Raw genomic sequence first — 19,461 nt, forward strand, 5'->3', positions numbered from 1 at the left:
GAATAGTTTATTCAAAACAGTAAAAAACTCAGTTTCTATAAGGTTTTGTATTGAACTGTTTAGATTGTAAGCGTAATGGAATGAATTTAATAATATCAATAAGTTAGCATAAATCAAGTTGTCATTGGTAAGCGGTGATTAATTGAATTTATGATAACTGAACAAAAAATATAACATTTTAAAAGGTCAAGCCCTTTTGGGGATAATTTTTATTAATAGGTAAAATTTTAGGTTACGACGTAATGAAAAAATTCAAATTGTGTTCCGATTTTAAACCTGCCGGCGACCAGCCAGAAGCGATTAAAAGGATTAATCAAAATCTTGATGACGGAATAGCACATCAAACATTATTAGGCGTGACTGGCTCAGGTAAAACGTTTACGATGGCAAATGTCATTGCTAAACATAATCGCCCAACGATTATTTTAGCGCCAAATAAAACACTTGCTGCACAGTTATATGGCGAGATGAAAGCTTTTTTTCCTGAAAATGCTGTTGAGTACTTTGTTTCTTACTATGATTATTACCAGCCAGAATCTTATGTACCTTCAACCGATACATTTATTGAAAAAGATGCATCGATTAATGAACATATCGAACAAATGCGACTTTCGGCAACAAAATCTTTATTGGAACGCCGTGATGTCGTCATTGTCGCTTCGGTTTCGGCGATTTATGGCTTAGGTGCGCCAGAAACTTATATGTCAATGATTCTGCATTTAACTAAAGGTACGATTACCGATCAGCGCTCGATATTAACTCGTTTGGCTGAATTACAATATACGCGTAATGACCTTGGATTTAGTCGTGGTACTTTTCGAGTTCGTGGTGATGTCATCGATATTTTTCCGGCTGATTCGGATGAACTTGCGGTACGGGTAGAATTATTTGATGATGAAGTCGATCGAATCACATTATTTGACCCATTGACAGGTAATAGCGTTAATGAGGTATCACGTATTACAATTTATCCAAAAACGCACTATGTTACACCAAGAAACATTATGGAAAATGCGATTGCTCAAATTAAGCTTGAACTTAAAGAGCGTCAGAAAGTATTACTTGATAATCAACGGCTGTTAGAAGAACAACGTTTAACGCAACGTACGTTATTTGATATTGAGATGATGACCGAATTAGGCTATTGCTCGGGTATCGAAAACTATTCTCGGTTTTTATCACAACGCAAACCGGGCGATCCACCGGCAACGTTATTTGATTATCTACCGGCTGATGGATTATTGTTTATTGATGAATCCCATGTTGCTATTCCACAACTAGGTGCAATGTATAATGGCGACCGTTCACGTAAACTTAATTTGGTTGAATATGGTTTTCGTTTGCCGTCAGCGTTGGACAACCGTCCATTGAAATTTTCTGAATTTGAAAATATTATGCCGCAAACAATTTATGTATCGGCAACACCGGCAAAATATGAAATCGAAAAATCGGGTGGTGAAATCATCGAACAAGTGGTTAGACCAACAGGCTTGCTAGATCCTATTATTGAAATAAGACCGGTGGCAACGCAAGTTGATGACTTGCTTTCTGAAATTAAAATCCGCATGCAAAATGAAGAGCGCGTATTAGTTACCACCTTAACCAAAAAAATGGCAGAAAATCTAACCGATTATTTATCGGAGCATAATGTGAAAGTGAAGTATTTGCATTCTGATATTAATACGGTTGAACGTATGGAGATTATTCGGGATTTACGGTTAGGCAAGGTAGATGTGCTTGTTGGAATTAACTTATTACGTGAGGGATTAGATATTCCTGAAGTCTCGCTTATTGCGATTTTAGATGCTGACCGAGAGGGTTTTTTACGTTCTGAAAGTTCTTTAATTCAGACAGTTGGACGTGCAGCGCGTAATGTAAATGGTAAAGCGATTTTGTATGCTGATAAAATTACGCCAGCAATGCAAAAAACCATTGATGAAACCGCTCGACGTCGAAAAAAACAGGAAGATTTTAATACGGCACATGGCATTACACCTAAATCAGTACGTAAAGAGATTAAAGATATTTTAGAAGCAGGATTAAGCACTAAAAAATCAACGGCGAAAGTCCAAGCTTTTGAACCGGGTAAACCGTATCATTATGTCTCTGTTAAAGAGGTTCAAGCCAGAGTGAAAGAGCTTGAAGCAATGATGTATGAAGCAGCACAAAATCTTGAATTTGAAAAAGCAGGTGTGTTGCGTGATGAAATAAAAAAATTACGTGCAGATTTTATTAAGGTTTCTTAATTAATCATCTTATAAGGAATAAATGATGACAATAACACGAATTGATCCAGCAGAACGTTGGTCTGAAGCGGTAATACACAATGATGTAATTTATTATACCAGTGTACCGACTAATTTAATCAATGATGCTTATGCACAAACTAAAAGTGCACTGGCTGAAATAGATAATATGTTAGCCAGAGCAAATAGTGATAAAACACAGCTTTTAGATGTCACCATTTTTCTTGCCAACAAAAGTGATTTTACCGCAATGAATAAAGCATGGGATGAATGGGTAGCAAATGGCAGTGCACCCGTTCGTTGTACGGTACATTGTGCGCTGATGGTGGAAGCGTATCTGGTTGAAATAAAAGTTATTGCTGCGGTTAAAGCGTAAATTCAAATTGATGCACATGCTACCTTTGTTATGTAGGCAAGGGTGGCATGGTGTATATCCTTAACGATCCTTTTTATCCCCATTCATAAAATTTTAGTGTATACTTTATCTACTTAATCTTTTAAATATTCATACAATTTTCTATGCGTATTCAACCTAAAATTGCTATTGTTATGGGCTCCAAAAGTGATTGGGCAACGATGCAACATGCTGCTGATGTGCTTGATACACTCAGTATTCCTTATCATGTTGAAGTCGTTTCTGCTCATCGTACTCCAGATAAACTGTTTCAATTTGCTCAGGACGCTAAGCAAAAGGGCATTGATGTGATTATTGCTGGTGCTGGCGGTGCAGCTCACTTACCGGGTATGTTAGCGGCTAAAACACTTGTCCCTGTGCTGGGTGTACCCGTTCAAACCGCGGCTTTAAGTGGGGTAGATAGTCTTTATTCAATTGTGCAAATGCCTAAAGGCATTCCTGTTGGTACGCTAGCGATTGGTAAAGCTGGGGCAGCAAATGCCGCTTTACTTGCTGCGCAAATTCTTGCCCTGCATGATGCCGATATTTTCCAACGATTATCCCTTTGGCGATTAAGCCAAACGGATGATGTCCTTAATCATCCCGATCCGCGAGTTGAAGATTAACATGACAATGAAAACGGTATGTGTACTTGGTAACGGGCAATTAGGACGAATGTTAAGACAAGCGGGTGAGCCTTTAGGGATAAAAGTCTATCCTGTTGGCATAGATGTTGAACCCGATTCAATTCCTTATCAACAGTCGGTGATTACTGCTGAAATTGAACGTTGGCCTGATACGCCTTTTACCAAGCTTTTAGCTAATCACCCTCATTTTGTTAATCGCCATGTATTCCCTATTATTGCCGATCGTTTAACGCAAAAACAGTTACTCGATGGACTTGGTCTACCAACGGCGAAATGGCACTCACTTGAACATCAACAACAGTGGACAAATCTGTTTGCTCAGTTAGGACAACGTTTGATTGTCAAACGTCGAACAGGCGGATATGACGGTCGTGGTCAATGGCGGATTAACGATGAAAATAACGTCAATATACCCGATGAAGTTTATGGACATGCGATCGTTGAGCAAACCATTAAATTTGAAAAAGAAGTTTCACTAATTGGGGCTCGTAATGCTAATGGGGACAAAGTTTTTTATCCATTGACTAACAATTTACATCAAGACGGTATTCTAAAAATGAGTGTTGTCTTACCCGATGAATACAAAACATTACAGTCAAAAGCTGAACACATGTTATCGGCTATTATGGATAAACTAAATTATGTGGGTGTCATGGCGATGGAGTGTTTTGTGATGGGTAATGATTTGCTCATTAACGAACTGGCGCCTCGTGTGCATAATAGTGGGCATTGGACACAAAATGGTGCTTCAATTAGTCAATTTGAACTGCATTTAAGGGCTTTATTAGGATTGCCACTACCTAAGCCAGATGTCTTTACCCCTTCAATTATGGTGAATTTAATCGGTACAGAACTCAATAAAAAATGGTTATCGATAGATTTAGTGCATCTGCATTGGTACGAAAAAGAAGTTCGAGTTGGGCGTAAAGTAGGGCATATCAATTTAACGCATGATAATCCAGATAAATTAAAGCAAACATTAACTAATTTGATATCGTTTTTACCTATAGAATATCAATCGGCTATTGAATGGGCAGAACAGAAACTATAATAATATGAATACAAGGGATTGAGTATGATCGACTTTAATAAAAAAATTAACTATCAACGTAGCGCAAGCAAAACCCGAGAAAAGATAACCAATCTCTACTCAATAATTCGTTGTTTCGAAAGCGATCGAGGAAGGATCCTTAACTCTGCTGCGATTCGCCGTTTACAGCAAAAAACACAAGTTTTTCCATTAGAGCGTAATTCAGTTGTCAGAACACGATTAACCCACTCCATGGAAGTACAACAGGTAGGGCGTTATATTGTTAAAGAGATCATTCATCGTCTTAGCAACGCCGGAAAACTGGCACAATTGGGATTAGAACAAGTTATTATGCCGATTGAAAGTTTGGTTGAAATGGCTTGTTTAATGCATGATATTGGTAATCCTCCTTTCGGACACTTTGGTGAAAAAGCAATTAACCAATGGTTTGGCTCACGATTAAAAATTCATGCATCATCTTATTATCCTGTGCTTGAAATACAAAAAACGGATAATACTGAGCTTCAGGAGTTAAAAAGTAAAATCCGTCAAGACTTATGCAATTTTGAAGGTAATGCACAAGCCATACGATTAGTTCATACCATTTTGCGATTAAATCTCACCTATTCGCAAATTGCATCAATATTAAAATATTCCAAACCAGCCTATTGGTTGCGTGAAGTTCCTGTTAAATTCTCCTATTTGATGAAAAAACCGGGATATTACTTATCTGAAGAGCCTTTTATCAAAGAGTTATCTGAACAACTTGATATTGAACCTTTTCACCGTTATCCACTCACTTATATTATGGAAGCAGCAGATGATATCTCTTACTGTATTGCCGATCTTGAAGATGCGGTAGAAAAAAAATTATTTTCTGTACAACAACTTTATGAATATTTAAAGGACGCTTGGGGGCCAACCAAACCTGGTGATCTTTTTGATAAAGTTGTCGAGCGTTCATATGAAAATCTAAGACAAAATCAATTTAATGCGATAGCTATTGGGCAATTTTTCATGTATTTACGTGTTAACACTATCACAAAACTTGTCCCTCATGCTGCTGAGCGTTTTATTGAAAATATCGAGGAGATATACCATGGTTCATTTAATAATGCGCTCTTGGAAGGTAACGGGGCTGAATATAAATTATTAAATATCTTTAAAACGGTTGGAGTTAAATATGTTTTTAATCATGAATCTGTTGAAAATATTGAATTACAAGGTCACCGAATTATCAGTGGATTGTTAGATATCTATAGTCCTTTACTCGATATGCCAACCCATGATTTTTTAAAATTAGTAAAAGACGATAATCACAAAGAATACCCGATTGAAACACGGCTTTATCATAAACTTTCCGCTAAACATCGGGATGCTTATCAACAAGCTATTAAGAATAAAGATGAAACGAAAGACACTTTTCAAAGTTGGGAGTTCTATTATCGTTGTCGTTTGTTGCAAGATTATATTAGTGGCATGACTGATCACTTTGCTTATGATGAATACCGCAAGTTAATGGTGACCTTCTAATCAAATTAATGAATAGATTAAGAGGCACTACAAAAACGCAATAGCACCAGATTAGTGCATCAAACGCTATCAAGTCAAATTTTCTTGATAACCAATTTGAGCTTATCAGCTCAATCATTTGATATTCAATTCATGTTTTTATACCTGCATGATAACGCTTCATCATTGCTTATCTAAAATCACAACAAATTAATCTTAATCAAAGCTGGCATAACCTTTGCATTATGTTGATTACCCATAGTAAAAGATGAGGAGTTACACAGATGAAATTAGTGACTGTTGTGATTAAACCTTTCAAATTAGAAGAGGTCAGAGAATCACTTTCAAATATTGGTATCACTGGATTAACTGTTACAGAAGTAAAAGGGTTTGGGCGGCAAAAAGGTCATGCCGAACTTTATCGAGGTGCAGAATACACTGTTAATTTTTTACCTAAAGTAAAAATAGAGTTAGCGATCAGTGACGATCAGCTCGACGAAGCTATTACCACAATTTGTCAGGCGGCTTATACCGGCAAAATCGGTGATGGAAAAATTTTTGTTACGCCATTGATGCACGTTGTTCGGATCCGAACGGGTGAAACCGATGAATTAGCACTATAAATAGGGATAATATTATGTTGAAAAAAGTAATTTTAGTGTTTGGATTATTGGTTTCTGGTTCAGTATTGGCTAATGAAGTTCCTATTGCTGATAAAGCAGATAATGGTTTTATGATGACTTGTACTGCACTGGTACTATTTATGTCTGTACCGGGTATCGCACTCTTTTATGGTGGATTATTACGTTCTAAAAACGTGTTATCCATGTTGTCACAAGTATTGGTTACCTTTTCATTAATCACCGTACTTTGGATAACGTATGGCTATACCTTATCCTTTGGTCAAGGAAATTGGTTTTTTGGTAATTTCGATCATTTTTTATTGATTGGTGTGAAGATAACGGACTTGTCGGGAACGATTTATGAGTTGATTTGGATCGCTTTTCAAGGCTCTTTTGCCTGTATTACCTGCTGTTTAATACTGGGGGCTTTTGCGGAACGTATTCGATTTTCAGCAGTATTAATTTTTATGGTAATTTGGTTTACATTCGCCTATATACCGATGGCTCATATGGTTTGGGGCGGGGGGATATTAGGCGATGAAGGGTCATTAGATTTTGCTGGTGGTACGGTGGTTCATATTAATGCATCAGTTGCCGGATTAATTGGCGCCTATCTGCTCAAAAATCGTATCGGTTATAATCGTGAGCCCTTAAAACCTTTCAATTTACCTTATGTGTACTTAGGGGCAGCAATTCTTTATATTGGCTGGTTTGGTTTTAATGCGGGATCGGCAACACAAGCAGATGAGATTGCCAGTCTAGCTTTTATTAATACGGTTGCAGCAACGGCAGCGGCCGTTTTAGCGTGGACAATTGCCGAATGGGTGTTGCGAGGTAAACCATCATGTTTAGGCGCTGCTTCAGGGATCATTGCTGGATTAGTTGGCATAACGCCAGCCGCAGGATTTGTCGGCGTTGGTGGCGCAATGTTAATTGGTTTGATTTGTGGTTTTGCCGGTGTTTGGGGCGTATCTTCTCTTAAAAAAATGTTAAAAATTGATGACACCTGTGATGTATTTGGGGTACATGGCGTCTGTGGTATTGTAGGTTGTCTGCTAACTGGCATATTTACAGCAGAATCGTTAGGCGGTATTGGTTATGCTCAAGGCATGAATATGCTAAGCCAACTAGGAATCCAATTTTTGAGTGTGATTACCTGTGTTGTTTGGACAGCTATTATCGCATTCGTTGCCTATAAAATTGCCGATTTGTCGGTTGGATTACGCGTATCAGAAGAGCATGAGCGGGAAGGATTGGATATCAATAGCCATGGCGAAAGTGCCTTTAACAGTTAATTTTAATTATTCTTTATATTTATCCTAACAAACTAACTTATTAAATAAATTACAGGGTTGGTACCCTGTAATTTATTATACGTATTATTAATTATTGTTAAAACAGTTTTTTAATCATCCCAAAGCATAATGGCATTATCTTCAGTTAAGATTAAAGGTGGAGCAAACAAATGTTCTTTTATTTGTGTTGGGATCACATCAACATCACTTAGATCAAGTTCAACATCTGGGTATACTTTAGCCATTTCTTTTAATCGAGTACCAAGTAATTCCTTTACTTTATTGGACTCTTTAGCCAAAGCTATCTCATCTTTTAGCATACCGATTTGTTTTTCATGATGTTCTGATTCAAATACTTCGCCAAATATAAATGAAAACTCTTTATTGTTACGAAAAGTATTTTTTTCGTTATACTCTTTTTCTTTATACTCTGTATGATGTAATTTAAGCTCCTTGATACGTAGTGCAATAATGTCATCAACGCAATCCGGATAATTTAATTTAGAATCTAAATAGCTTAAAGTGTTTTGTTTAGTTACTGACTCACTGCTTTGTACTAATGTAAATAATGGTTTTTTATGTGTCTTCATTCTATAACTTCCTTTCTATTTCAGGACAATAATATAACAATGTATCGGACAATGAAAAAAACGATTGTTACTTGTTTTCTGTGAATACTTTTTTAAGGTATTACAACAGTATTAAATAACTAAATTTCCAAATTTTTGTTAGTTTTTCCTTCATAACAAATTGTTTAAATGCTATTTAAGTTTGATAATTCAAATGACAAAACAATAATTTTTTGCTCAATTTTCTGTAAGCTTGCGCTTACACTTTTAACGCCTCCTTCTTAATAGCTTTAATTAAGTAGCTATAATTAAAATTAAATAAAAATCAATGCTAAATAATAAAAGTCAAATTGACTAAATTACTTCTAATGAGATAGTAAATCTGGATTTTCAATGATAAATAAACAAATTATTTATCAATAAAATGATAATTTTTAGCTTGGTAAAAGCTAAAACTAATTAATAATATCATTATAAAATATTTTAAATTTCTGAGTGCCCCATTAAAAATGACTAGATTTTTGAGTAATAAACGACTCAACATGTTATATTGATAACAATTTTCAAGGGGTATTATTAATTTCGATTTGATAATATCATGTGGCTTAATAATTCCTTTTGTTACAGCCGCTTCCGGAAATGATTTATATTGATAAGGAATACATCTTACTAATCTGTGATCAAAATCCATTACGCTTAATTTATTTACTACTAATGTAATATTTAGTTCTTCTTCGACTGTTATTACATTAATTTCAAACCAATTCATTTTACCCAAATTTTTTTGGATAATACTTATATGGTGGTGTTGTAACAAATTTTCAAGGCCTGTAAATATCATATTTTGTTCCTTGTATCATTTTTAATAAAAAAACATTTCATGTAGAAACAAGAGCAAATAACTCATTATTAAACGCTTCTTAAATATTATATTCATATATTTCAGTGTATTAAGAAACAATGACTTCTAATAATGCATAAAAATAATTTGGTGAAAATAAAAGAACTGACTGCAATATAGCTTTTTAAAAAAAATATTAATTTTAGTCTTGATATTGATATTAAAAGGAAAATTTAAAAACCGATTCATTATAATTTCTATTGTTCTAATGGTTATGGTATTGATTACTTCAACACAATTAGCATTGGTTATAATTCTAGCTATATTTGCATAAAAATTATTTGATATTACTAATCTTATCCATTTACTTATAGAATAATAGATGAAAAAATAACGTTTGAAATTGATATAAACAAATAAGAATAACTCAATGATTAATAGTAATAAAATCAGTGTTAGCAAATTCATATTGTCCAATTTCAAAGCGGTTAAACATTGTTATTATTAGATGTTTTTGATTATTATTTGACAAATGATAAATAAACAACTTAACATGAATTAAATTCATCCCAAAAAGTAATTTAAAGCCAACATTACTACTTTCTTCTAATTCTACCCGACATGAATGTTTGTAAATGTAAAGATGTGGCCCTAAAACTGCTAGTAAAAGTTTTAAAAAACGAAGTACAGGAGAAGTTACAGATGTATGATGAAAATAATTATTTAACTCAAAATCGTATTATCAATCGTTACCAATTGGCAAAATTACATACCTTTGAGTCGGTAGCAAGACATCTTTCTTTTGCTTTAGCTGCTGAGGAACTTTGTATTAGTCCTAGTGCCGTTAGCCATCAAATCAATAAATTAGAAGATGAACTTGGATTTAAGTTATTCCAACGATTTCATAGACGTATTGAGTTGACCTATAACGGAAAAAATTTATTTAGTGCTGTAAAAAACTCACTACGTAATTTAAATCAAGAAATTTTGGGGATAACGAATCAAGAAGCAGCAGGGACATTAACGATTTATGCAAAACCTTCATTTACTCAGTGTTGGTTAATACCTAAATTATCGGAATTTAATCGCCAATACCCATATATTAGTTTAAATATTTTATCTGGAAATGAAGTAAGTAACTTCAATCGCCATCGTATTGATTTGGCCATCTATTTTGATGCTTTACGCTATGAGGAAATCGTTTATGATCATTTAATGAATGAGTCAATCGTTCCGGTTTGTAGTCACGCTTATGCACTGAAACAAGACTTATATGATAATGTTGAGAAATTAAATAACTGTACTATATTGCACGATAGCCAAGCATGGGGGCATGACTCAATGTTAGAAGAGTGGAAAACATGGGCGAATAATTTTTCATTATCATTTGATTTTAACGATATGCGGAAAATGATATTTGATCGTTCTGATTTAGCTGTATTGGCAGCGATTAATCATGCTGGAGTTGCAATGGGTAGAAAACAATTAATTACTAAATATTTAGAAACACAGGAACTTATCATGCCATTTCCACAAATGGAGTTTTTATGTAAACAAAGGTACTATATACTGAAACCACAAACCAAGTATAACCCTAAAGCAGATATCTTTATCCAATGGCTTAAACGCCATATTTAATGTAACCAATGATTTGAATATAAATTTCAAAAATTTCTATTGATTTCGATAGTCGTTATGAGTATTCTTTTTAAAAAAGGATTTTTAGGATAAAGGAATATAATGAACGCCAATCAAAGCCAATCTATAATTAAATTACCATTAATATTTATTGTTTTCTTAATTTTACTAGACTTTTTTGTACCCATTTCTGTATCTTTCTTCACTAATCCTGAAGGAACTATAGATTCTTATTTTCAATATATAAAAGACAGTTTTAATTATTTTATATTTTGTTTTTATTTTAATTTTGGTTTTTATATTTTATTTTTTGTCACCGCAATTTTGTGTTGTCAAACTTATCGTTTACATCTACTACGTCGAGATTTGTGGCGAGTTCTTATAATTGCGACTGTTTTATTTGGGACATCACATAAATTAATAAATTTGTTATATGAACTGAAAATTAAATGTGATGATTTTATCATCCATAATTTTTCATTTATATTTGATAAGTATAGAACTATAGGTTTAGGTGATTTTTTTAGATGGTTTATACGTTTAATCAGTTCTATTAACATATTTACAGCAATTATATTTTTTATAAATTTGGTTTTTTATGTTTTTGCAAAAAAAAAATCTAAACCTAAGACAGACTTTTCAAGCTGATCTTTTAGAAAAAAATAAAATAAATTGTTTCAACTATTCTGTTCTCATGATCATTCCAAGTGCAATGTTTGTCATTATAAACAATTTTCAGTCATTACTAGATATTTTTCCTCACAAAAATTATCAATTATTGTTTATAAATATTTTTGGCTCACTCTTAACGATCTTAATACAATACCTAGTTACCTATTTTTCCGTATATAAAACTTTTTCAAGTATTGATTCATTAATAAACATTAAAAAATTAATTATAAGTATGCTTCTTTGTGTAACAATTTCAAGCTTTTTATGTGGTGTTTTACCTATTTGCATTTATGAAATTATATTAAAAAATAAATTAAGAGCGTCCTATAAGAGTATCAATTTTGAAAATTTGAATGCAATAATCTTAGGATGTATTATATGTAGTTATTTAGTTGTGTCTTGCATCTTAAGTCGATATTTAGTTAAAAGAATATGTGTGGATAACTCTTAAAAAAAGGCGTTATCATGCGCCTTTTTTTAAATTTTTAAAATTTAATAGTGTAATAGCTGAAAGAATAATAATCACTCCAATCCATTGCATTAACAAAACGGATTCTTTTAAATAAAAATAGGAACATGTTACCGCAACTGGAAGTTCTGCGGCTGAAAGTATAGCACTTAATGAAATGCCTATTTTGGGCATACCTACGGAAAATAAGAAAGGCGGTAAAACAGTGCCTAATAATGCCAGTAAAAAGCCTAACTGATAAAGAGGATCTAAAAGATTAAGTTTGAAAAAGAATAACGGTGGAAAAATTAAGAATGTAACAATGCAAGCACCTGTGATCATTAGAGCACTTTTTTCCAATGTTGGTAAATCGTTGCCAATATTACTGCTCGTTGTAATGAATAATGAATACATCAATGCTGCTAATAAGCCGAAAAAACATCCTGCCAAATTTAAACGAAACGTTTCATTAAGAATGCCTGCTGCTAAGCAACTCCCTACGATAATAATGCCAACTGTTACAATTTGAATAGAACTAGGACGATTTTTAAATATAGCAAAATCAATAATAATGCTGATCCATAAATATTGCATTAGTAAAATGATAGCAATAGATGCCGGAACTAATTGAACGCACTGATAGTAACAAATACCGACTAAACCGGGAAAGACACCAACAATACATACTTTCCATTTTTTTGTTGATTGATGTTTTTTAGTTGATGAGTTTTTGGATTTCTTAAGGAATCTAACAATGATATGGATTCCCCATAAAATAAGCATACCCAAAAAACATTGTACACCTGTAATTTCGCCTAATGTATATCCAGCTTTATAAGAAGTTTTTACAATAGAGGAAAGTACCCCAAAGCTACATGCGCCTAAAAACACTAAAAAACCGCCTAAAAATTTTTCTTTCATAGTTATATCTCAAAACTTTTAACAACAATTTTGTCGATAATTATCGACAGACTAAAATACACAGGGTCAGACAACCCTGTGTTTCATTCTGTTCATTAAATTAATTATGATAATGAATACGAATTGATTTGATTTAGATAATAAACATTTTTTTATAATCCATTATATTAAATGATTAAGCTACTGCTTAATTTGTTTATTGCTTATATGGTGATAGTTAAAACTATAATAAAATAGGATAGCTAATATTAATGCATAAGATGCAAAAATTAGCCATATCATTTGCCAATCTTTAACTCCGTTATGAGTAAACATATCAACTACAAATCCACTTAATATTGAACCTAAGTAAGCACCAACCCCATTTACCATGGTCATAAATAGACCTTGTGCGCTTGCACGTATACTTGATTTGACTTCTTTTTCAATAAATATTGAACCGGATATATTGAAGAAGTCAAATGCACAACCATAAACTATCATTGATAGCATTAATAAAACAAAACCAAGAGGTGTTGGATCACCAAATGCAAACAGACCAAATCTTAAAGTCCAAGCTATAAGGCTTATCATTATCACTTTTTTAATCCCTAATTTTTTGAGGAAAAATGGGATAGTTAGGATAAATGCAACCTCAGCCATCTGTGATACAGAAGATAAAATAGCAGGATATTGCGAAATTAAGCTATCTTTAAATTCAGGGATTTTATTAAAATCACGTAAAAAAGTCGTACCAAAAGTATTAGTGATTTGTAAAATAGCGCCAATTAACATTGCGAATAAAAAAAACACTGCCATTGTTGGTTTTTTGAAAAGTATAAATGCGTCTAATCCTAATCGAGAATGCCATGATTGTTTTAGCATTTTATCGATAGTAATTTGGGGTAACGTTATACTGTAAATGACGAGTATAATTGATGCGATGCTAGCGACATAAAGTTGGGCATGACTCTGTTCTAATTTTAGTAGACTAATTATCCACATTGCAATAATAAAGCCTACAGTACCAAATACCCTAATTTTGGGAAATGCTTTCATTGAATCAATATTATTATTATCTAAACAGTGATAACTAATCGAATTAGATAATGCAATTGTCGGCATAAATGCAAAAGCATTAGCTAACATGACCCAAAATAGGGGAGTAGAATGTGTGATTGATGCCGCATAAAAAAGTACAACCGCACAGATTGAATGGCATAGCATATATAAGTATTTAGGTTGCAAAAATTTATCGGCAATAATGCCAATAATACATGGCATTATTAATGCTGCAAGTCCTTTTGAACTAAATACAAATCCAATTTCGGCTCCAGTAAAGTGTAACGTGTTACTCATATACGAACCAAAAGTTACTAGCCAGCTTCCCCAAATAAAATATTGGAAAAACATCATTATTTTCAATCTATTGCTTATGTTCATTACTGATACCTGATATAAAGTAAACCCTTAATACAACATCACAACAATAACAAAGTTAATTAAAAACGGGCTATAGTCTTACTAATTAATTGTAAAAAAGTTGATTTTACACGTTCTGCTGTCTCAATCACTTCTTCATGTCCAAGCGGCTGATCCAAAATACCACAAGCCATATTAGTTAAACAGGATATACCTATCGTTTTAATCCCTGAGTGATGTGCAATAATCGCTTCAGGAACCGTTGACATACCGACAGCGTCAGCACCTAATACGCGGATCATTCTGATTTCGGCTGGTGTTTCATAAGTTGGTCCTGTCCACCAAGCATAAACACCTTGGCGTAAGGTAATATTGAGTTCTTTAGCAACCTCTAAAACGGTTGAACGTAATTGTTTATTATAAAGTTCACTGATATCTAAAAAACGTACGCCTAGCTCGTCGTTATTCGGTCCAATTAACGGATTATTTGCCGTCAAATTAATATGATCAGTAATCAGCATCAAATCACCAGGATTAAAACTGGTATTCACTGCCCCACAAGCATTAGTGATAATCAGTTTTTCAACGCCCAACATTTTCATAACCCGCACAGGAAAGGTGACTTGATCTAAGGAAAATCCCTCGTAGTAATGAAAACGTCCTTTCATTGCAACCACTGTTTTATCGCCGCTTTGACCAATTACTAATTCATTAGAGTGTCCTACAGCAGCTGATTTTGCAAAATGTGGTATTGTGTCATAAGGAATATGGATTGCATCTTCAAGCGTATCGGCAAAAGGACCTAATCCTGACCCTAATATAATACCAATAGTTGGTTTTTTATTGGTTTGTTGTTGAATATAGCTAACCGCTTGTTGAATATCAGATGTTTGATGCATGGATGTATCCTTCAATTGTCTGTAGATGTTCGTGAGTATAAATTTTGATGATAATTCGTCTTTTCTGGATTACTGTACTATTCATAATTTCATTTTGAGAATGTATGGTTGCGTTATTACATATGACACGCCCCCTAAAATCGCAGTAGTATGTCATATCTTAAAAAATAATTAATCATCTTTTTTTAAAAACGAGAAAAAGATCACATAAAATTCATATTTAAATTCGTGTTTTTACTTATTCGCGTATACGATGACTACCTGAATAAATCACCCCTTTTTCATTTTTGAAAAAACCGATTAAGGTTAGATTACTTTTAACTGCCATATCTACAGCCAGCGATGTTGCAGCAGAAACAGCCATTAATATTTCAATTCCACAATTAATGGTTTTTTGTACCATTTCATAGCTGGCTCGGCTTGATACGACAACAATAGTTTCAGAAAAATTCGAATTATTCCTGAGTTGTTTAGCTCGAAAACCTAATAGTTTGTCCAGTGCAACGTGTCGTCCTATATCTTCGAAGCCAGCAATAAAATTACCTTGTAAATCAAGCAAGATTGCAGCATGGGTACACCCCGTTTGTTCACCAACGGGTTGGACACGTTTTAATGCCGACAATACCTGATTAAAATGGGATAAATTAATGGAATGATTTGAAGATAAAATAGGCAACAAGGTGCAAACTTGGTCTATCTGTTCAGTACCACAGATACCGCAACCTGTTCGACCGTTAAGGTTTCGGCGTTTTTGTTTAAGCTCAAAAAAACGTCGTGATGAGAGTTCAATATGAACTTCATAACCATTAATTACTTTGATAATTTCAATATTGTAGATTTCATCGATGGATTGAATAATACCTTCTGTTAATGAAAAACCGATAGCAAAATAGTCTAGATCTTTAGGAGTTGCCATCATAACAACATGTGATATACCGTTGTAAACCAAAGCAATGGGGGTTTCTATAGCTAAAACATCATGTTCTGAATGGATTGATTGATTACTGTTAAATTTTTTAACCGTAATATTTTCTAAACCAATTGTCATAGACTTTCTCTGGCTATCTGTTATAACTGAACGTTAAGGCTATCTAAATAGCCACTTTTTGTTATCTAAATTCGATAAAATATTGTATTAGCCTACTTAAAATTAGTTATAAGATTTTAATAATACATCTATAACTTAACGCTAATAGTTACTTATTATGATAAAATAGGCATCTATAATCAATTGATAATTTGTGATGAAATTATGTCATTAAATGAAATTACGCATACAATAATGCAATTTATTGAAAATCACCAAATCTGGGCTTTGCCAATTATATTTTTATTAGCATTTGGTGAATCGTTAGCTATTATTTCGTTAGTGGTTCCCGCAACGGCTATATTATTAGGTGCAGGCGCATTGATTGGTACAGGTACGCTTTCTTTTGTACCTGTATTAATTGCAGCTTCATTAGGCGCCGCTTTGGGGGATTTAATCTCATATTGGTTAGGTAAACATTACCATCATCAAGTCATCCATTCTTGGCCGCTTAAAAACCATCCCAAACTGGTCTTTCGAGCAGAACAGTTTTTTGAACGCTTTGGTACCTTAGGCGTTTTTATCGGTCGCTTTTTTGGACCGCTAAGAGCGATAGTGCCATTGATTGCTGGTGCTATGCATATGCCAACCACCAAATTTAATTTGGCTAACATTACCTCTGCACCAATATGGGCTTTTGTACTGTTAGCACCAGGGACTTTTGGTGTACCCTGGTTAGAAACATTTTTTGGTTAAACCGTTCCAACCATATAACTACGACGCCCACTTTTGCGACCCAAAGCTTCTAAATTGGTTTGTAACGGTGGGAAAGGGAGTGTCAGACCTTTTTCACGGTAGGCTTCTAAGATCAATTTATGGATTGCACTTCGTAACACCATGCGATGCCCCATTTCAGCAGCAAAAACACGGAGTTCAAATAATTGAATACCTTCTTGAATATCCACTAAAAAGACCTGTGGTTCAGGGTCTTTTAGAACATATTCGCATTCATCAGAGGCTTTTTGAAGTAATTCTATGACTAGATCACTATCGGCATCGATGGTAGCCGGTATCGTTAGTACAATTCGTGTAATCGAATCAGACAAAGACCAGTTAACCAGTTGTTCTGTAATAAATGCTTTATTTGGCATCACAATCTCTTTTCGATCCCAATCAACAATAGTAATGGCTCGTGTACTAATTTTTGTGATATTTCCTGTAAGATCGCGAATAGTTACGGTATCCCCGATACGAACAGGCTTTTCAAAAAGGATGATCAATCCTGAAATGAAATTAGCAAATATTTCCTGTAAACCGAAGCCTAAACCAACACCAAGTGCTGCAATTAGCCACTGTATTTTTGACCAATCTATCCCAACAAATGAAAATGCAATCGTACAGCCGATCATTAGAATGATATATTTAGAAATTGTTGATATTGCGTAACCTGTTCCTGGTGTTAAATCTAAATGTTGTAAAATACCCAATTCAAGTAAGGCGGGTAAATTTTTAACGAGTTGAACGGTTATTGTCATAACCAATATGGCAATACATAGTGATCCTAAAGTGATATATTGTTCAATTTCTGCTCCATTAACAATGGTGGTCGTCCCCCAAAGCTTTATATTATTCATGAAAGCAAAAGCAGAATGAAGTTCAGACCAGAGTAATATCATACTAATTAATGCAATTAACATAATGATTGAACGTACTAATTGCAATGATTGTGCACTTATCACATCCAAATCAATAACGGGCTCATCGACATTTTCAGACAGATCTTCTTCTGAAGTTTTCGCTCTTTGCATCCGTTCGAGACGGCGTTGTTTAGTTCGTTCAAATTCAATTCGACGTTTTTGTATCCACATCCACCGACGAATCATAAAATAAATGACTAATAATCCACCCCAAATAATGACCGAGGCTTCAAGACGACCTAATAATACTTGCGCTGTTGAGAGATAACCTAAACAGGCAGCAATAATGGCAAGCCAGGGCGCACTTAATAATATGATCCACAAAATATGACTAAGTAAATTATCCCCCATTCCCTTTTTATCAATATAAAGTGGTACGCCTGCGCGGTGAATGGAATTAGTCATGAACACTAATGCAAAACAAAGAATAATAAAAGCGGTACGTCCAATAGTTGCAGCAAATTGACGATTACTAAACTGATCAAAACTCATGACAATCATAACTAATGGTATGACTAACCATACAGATAACCGATAATATTTCATTGCGGCACGAACGCTATGTTCTGACCAACCAAAATGGGTTATAAATAGGCCATTTTGAGATGCCAAATGCGCTGAGATCATAAACACCCATAAAATGGGTGCTGCAGCATTCACACCATACCCGAGAGCAACAGCAACTGGATAATCCCAATTCAGCTGTAATGCATAACCAATAACTGCCCATAATATCGGAACCGGTAAAGCCATAACCACAGAATAAATGACAACTTCTATAGTGAGTGAATAATTATCTTGAGTAACCTTACCAACTCGAGATGCTGACTTATTTAAAAATAGATTGTATTTTAAGCGCATTTTAAAGTGCGCAAAAACTAATAAGAGTGAAATGATTAGTAAAAATAGTGATTTGGGAGTGACCAGTATTTGTATGGTTGCTTTATATAATTGTGATAAGGTATCAATAGAAAAGATAACATAATGTACATCTTTCGCTAAATTCAATGGAAAACTTAATGAAAGCGGATTAACATCGGCAACCCAGAAAAAATAACGATGTGCGGCATCATTAACTTCATCAATAGCATTAATTAATTGTTTATTGGCAATTTTTAATTTGGTTAGTTCCAATATAGTGGTATCTGTGCCTGAAATTAGTGTTTTTAATAATTCTCCTTGTTCGCGTATTAAACGTTTGTATTGCGAAGCTAGCTTGGAATTATTTAGAGAACCGACTATCACGGGATAACGGTCAAGTTCACTAAGACTATTTGAATAATTAAGTTGCTGAACTTTTGCATCGGCAATTTCAGCATCTAGCGCCAAAGATTTTGGCTTTTCAGGTAACCGTAGAAGTTGTTGGCGAAGAGTTTCACCAAGTGCGGTTGAAAAGCTTAACCACTCTCCTTGTTCATCGAGAGTGGCTAACGTATTTTGTACATGCGATATTTGCGTTGTAATATTGTTCTGTTCATTAATTATACTGGTTAAATGTGTTTTTTGATAATCCATATTTTGACGGAGATCTTCATTTTTTTCATTTAATTTTTTGATCACTTCCGAAAGTTGTTCATCATTATTAATCGTCGATAATGATT

16 protein-coding genes and 1 pseudogene are annotated in these 19,461 nt (G+C 34.0%); 10 read left to right on the top strand and 7 right to left on the bottom strand.

The genetic code is table 11. The features are described 5' to 3' along the window. Positions 1-242: 242 nt before the first annotated feature. The 7 genes from uvrB to amtB all read left to right on the top strand — a co-directional run bounded on the left by uvrB (position 243) and on the right by amtB (position 7,747). Complete coding sequence (uvrB, locus tag GYM75_RS03405; RefSeq protein ID WP_220216767.1) at positions 243-2,246, top strand: excinuclease ABC subunit UvrB; 2,004 nt, start codon at positions 243-245, stop codon at positions 2,244-2,246. 25 nt (positions 2,247-2,271) lie between these two features. After that, positions 2,272-2,622, top strand: a complete 351-nt coding sequence (locus tag GYM75_RS03410) for a RidA family protein (protein ID WP_220217278.1) — start codon at positions 2,272-2,274, stop codon at positions 2,620-2,622. Positions 2,623-2,765: 143 nt separating this feature from the next. Beyond that, positions 2,766-3,266 carry a 5-(carboxyamino)imidazole ribonucleotide mutase gene (gene purE, locus GYM75_RS03415; protein ID WP_220216768.1) on the top strand — a complete coding sequence of 167 codons (501 nt, stop codon included), beginning with the start codon at positions 2,766-2,768 and terminating at the stop codon, positions 3,264-3,266. Between the two features lie 7 nt (positions 3,267-3,273). Further along, positions 3,274-4,338, top strand: a complete 1,065-nt coding sequence (purK, locus tag GYM75_RS03420; RefSeq protein ID WP_370632156.1) for a 5-(carboxyamino)imidazole ribonucleotide synthase — start codon at positions 3,274-3,276, stop codon at positions 4,336-4,338. A gap of 18 nt (positions 4,339-4,356) precedes the next feature. After that, a complete protein-coding gene (dgt, locus tag GYM75_RS03425; protein ID WP_363317410.1) occupies positions 4,357-5,850 on the top strand; it encodes a dGTPase in 1,494 nt (497 codons plus the stop codon). Positions 5,851-6,113: 263 nt separating this feature from the next. Beyond that, positions 6,114-6,452 (top strand): P-II family nitrogen regulator, encoded by a 339-nt coding sequence (glnK, locus tag GYM75_RS03430; RefSeq protein WP_220216771.1) that lies wholly within the window; start codon positions 6,114-6,116, stop codon positions 6,450-6,452. Positions 6,453-6,466: 14 nt separating this feature from the next. Beyond that, positions 6,467-7,747, top strand: a complete 1,281-nt coding sequence (gene amtB / locus GYM75_RS03435; protein ID WP_220216772.1) for an ammonium transporter AmtB — start codon at positions 6,467-6,469, stop codon at positions 7,745-7,747. Positions 7,748-7,857: 110 nt separating this feature from the next. Here amtB and GYM75_RS03440 read toward each other — a convergent pair whose 3' ends face one another. After that, on the bottom strand, positions 7,858-8,337 hold the full coding sequence (locus GYM75_RS03440; protein ID WP_220216773.1) for a hypothetical protein: 480 nt from the start codon (positions 8,335-8,337) through the stop codon (positions 7,858-7,860). A gap of 388 nt (positions 8,338-8,725) precedes the next feature. Then, a complete protein-coding gene (locus GYM75_RS03445) occupies positions 8,726-9,157 on the bottom strand; it encodes a hypothetical protein (RefSeq protein ID WP_220216774.1) in 432 nt (143 codons plus the stop codon). A 702-nt stretch (positions 9,158-9,859) separates the two neighbouring features. Here GYM75_RS03445 and dsdC point away from each other — a divergent pair. Further along, complete coding sequence (gene dsdC / locus GYM75_RS03450) at positions 9,860-10,795, top strand: DNA-binding transcriptional regulator DsdC (RefSeq protein WP_220216775.1); 936 nt, start codon at positions 9,860-9,862, stop codon at positions 10,793-10,795. Between the two features lie 102 nt (positions 10,796-10,897). Next, positions 10,898-11,443, top strand: a complete 546-nt coding sequence (locus GYM75_RS03455; RefSeq protein ID WP_220216776.1) for a hypothetical protein — start codon at positions 10,898-10,900, stop codon at positions 11,441-11,443. A 487-nt stretch (positions 11,444-11,930) separates the two neighbouring features. Here GYM75_RS03455 and GYM75_RS03460 read toward each other — a convergent pair whose 3' ends face one another. From GYM75_RS03460 to fdhD, 4 genes are all read right to left on the bottom strand, one after another. Further along, positions 11,931-12,836 (bottom strand): DMT family transporter, encoded by a 906-nt coding sequence (locus GYM75_RS03460; RefSeq protein ID WP_220216777.1) that lies wholly within the window; start codon positions 12,834-12,836, stop codon positions 11,931-11,933. Between the two features lie 180 nt (positions 12,837-13,016). Then, positions 13,017-14,258, bottom strand: coding sequence for a nucleoside permease (locus GYM75_RS03465; RefSeq protein ID WP_220216778.1), 1,242 nt, complete (start codon positions 14,256-14,258; stop codon positions 13,017-13,019). A gap of 59 nt (positions 14,259-14,317) precedes the next feature. After that, a complete protein-coding gene (locus tag GYM75_RS03470; protein ID WP_220216779.1) occupies positions 14,318-15,136 on the bottom strand; it encodes a purine-nucleoside phosphorylase in 819 nt (272 codons plus the stop codon). A gap of 238 nt (positions 15,137-15,374) precedes the next feature. Beyond that, positions 15,375-16,184: a formate dehydrogenase accessory sulfurtransferase FdhD gene (fdhD, locus tag GYM75_RS03475; RefSeq protein ID WP_220216780.1), complete on the bottom strand. Its 810-nt coding sequence runs from the start codon at positions 16,182-16,184 to the stop codon at positions 15,375-15,377. Between the two features lie 204 nt (positions 16,185-16,388). Between fdhD and GYM75_RS03480 the strand changes: the two genes are divergently transcribed. Beyond that, on the top strand, positions 16,389-16,919 hold the full coding sequence (locus GYM75_RS03480; protein ID WP_220216781.1) for a DedA family protein: 531 nt from the start codon (positions 16,389-16,391) through the stop codon (positions 16,917-16,919). Here GYM75_RS03480 and mscM read toward each other — a convergent pair. Beyond that, positions 16,916-19,435, bottom strand: a pseudogene (gene mscM / locus GYM75_RS03485) (miniconductance mechanosensitive channel MscM); the annotation flags it as partial. The gene GYM75_RS03480 and the pseudogene mscM overlap by 4 nt on opposite strands. Positions 19,436-19,461: the final 26 nt, after the last annotated feature.

Origin of the sequence: Gilliamella sp. ESL0441, assembly GCF_019469185.1 — a bacterium.
Taxonomy (GTDB): Bacteria; Pseudomonadota; Gammaproteobacteria; order Enterobacterales; family Orbaceae; genus Gilliamella.